We start from the raw sequence: 1,982 nt of genomic DNA, 5'->3' as shown, positions 1-1,982 counted from the left end.
GGTCTTTACCGCAGTCGGGGTCGGGGCTCCGGTCTGGCCGACGCTGCGCTGGGCGTCTGGGGGCGGCGGTCGGGGGGCGGGGGGGCGGGGGGGCGGGGGGTCGTGGGTTGGCGTGGTGTGCCCCGACGGGTAGCCCCGGGCCTCGACCCCGACCCCGACCCCGCCGCCGCCTGTCGTGGTCGGGGCTTCGGTCGTGCCGACGCTGCGCATGGCGTCGGGGGGGGCGGGGGTCGGGGGGGGCGGGGGCTGGGGGGGGTGGGGGGGCGTAGTTTGGGCGTAGGTCGGCGTTGTGTTCCCCGACAGTTTGCCCCAAGCCCCGACCCCGACCGCCGCCCCCAGACGCCCAGCGCAGCGTCGGCCAGACCGGAGCCCCGACCCCGACGGCGGTACAGCCCCCGACCTGGGCCCAAACCCCGACTGGAGGAAGACCCCGACCGCCGTGGCGGTACCCCGACCGCTGTAGCAGTGCCCAGACCGTAGTAGCAGTACCACGACCCGAACTCCGACCACGACCACGACCATGTCGCTCTTTACCGAACTGCAGCAGGAACTCGATGCGCTGAAGGCCGCCGGCACCTACAAGCGCCTCAACTACATCGAAGGACCGCAAGGGGCGCGCGTGCACATGGAGGGACGCGGGGAAGTCATCGTGCTCTCCTCCAATAACTATCTCGGGCTCGCCAATGCGCCGAGCGTGGTGCAGGCCGGCGTGGATGCGCTCCATCAATTCGGCGCCGGCACCGCCAGCGTGCGCTTCATCTGCGGCACCTTCACCGTGCACCGCGAGTTGGAGGCCGCGCTCGCCCGCTTCGTGGGCACCGAGGCCAGCATGAGCTACGTGTCGGCGTGGAACGCCAACGAAGCCCTCACCCCCACCATCGCACGCGAGGGTGACTTCGTCATTTCCGACGCCCTCAACCACGCGTCCATCATCGATTCCGTTCGGCTCGCCAAGTCGATCACCAAGTGCACCACGGCGGTCTACAAGCACGCCGACATGGACGACCTGCGCGACAAGCTGCGTGCCCACAAGGGCGCCCCGCGCAAGATCATCTGGACCGACGGCGTCTTCTCCATGGAAGGGGCCATCGCGAAGCTGCCCGACATTCTGCAGATCGCGCGCGAGGAAGGCGCGATCGTGGTGATGGACGACTCGCACGCCACCGGCGTGCTGGGCAAGACGGGACGCGGCACGGCCGAGCATTTCGGCGTGGTCGGTGAGGTGGACGTCATCACGAGCACGCTTGGCAAGGCACTGGGCGGGGCGGCCGGCGGGTTCATTGCCGGGCCTTCCGCGCTGTGCGACATCATGACGCAGCGCTCGCGCCCGCAGCTCTTCTCCAACGCGCTGCCGCCCACCGTGGCCGCGAGTGCGCTCGCCGCCGTACGGTACACCGAGGCCCACCCGGAGCTGGTGACGCAGCTGCACGAGAACGCCCGCTACTTCCGGGCCGCCATTCAGGAAGCGGGCTTCAAGCCGCTCCCCGGCGAAACACCCATCGTGCCGATCATCGTGGGCGAGACCGCGCTGGCCATTCGCATGAGCGATCTGCTGCTCGAGCGCGGCGTGTTCGTGACCGGCTTCGGATTTCCGGTGGTGCCCAAGGGTGAGGCGCGCGTGCGCTGCCAGGTGAGCGCAGCGCACACGCGGGACGATCTGGACGCGGTCGTCGAGGCCTTCAAGTCGGCGGGGAAGGTCGCGGGCATTCTCTAGCCGGCGAGCCTGCGAGCGGCGGCAGCGGCAACGCGAGCGAACCAGGTCGGGCGAGGGCGGCGCGGTCGTGGTCGGGGGTGTGGTCGCGGCACTGCCACGACGGTCGGGGTACGGCCACGACGGTCGGGGTACGGCCACCACGGTCGGGGTCTTCCTCCAGTCGGGGTTTGGGCCCGGGTTGAGGTCTTTACCGCAGTCGGGGTCGGGGCTCCGGTCTGGCCGACGCTGCGCTGGGCGTCTGGGGGCGGCGGTCGGGGGGCGGGGGGGC

1 protein-coding gene is annotated in these 1,982 nt (G+C 70.9%); it reads left to right on the top strand.

Going from position 1 to position 1,982, the window contains the following annotated elements; all coding sequences use genetic code 11:
* Positions 1-520: 520 nt before the first annotated feature.
* The gene (locus tag O9271_RS03810) at positions 521-1,714 is read left to right on the top strand and encodes a glycine C-acetyltransferase (RefSeq protein ID WP_298266286.1); all 1,194 of its coding nucleotides are present in this window, start codon (positions 521-523) and stop codon (positions 1,712-1,714) included.
* Positions 1,715-1,982 lie beyond the last annotated feature (268 nt).

The sequence above is a fragment of the Gemmatimonas sp. genome, assembly GCF_027531815.1.
In the GTDB taxonomy this organism is placed as follows: Bacteria; Gemmatimonadota; Gemmatimonadetes; order Gemmatimonadales; family Gemmatimonadaceae; genus Gemmatimonas.
This window is presented reverse-complemented; position numbering and strand designations above follow the sequence as displayed.

What these genes read in the sequence shown, in the direction of transcription:
- O9271_RS03810 (WP_298266286.1), top strand. Translation starts at nt 521, where the DNA reads ATGTCGCTCTTTACCGAACTGCAGCAGGAACTCGATGCGCTGAAGGCC.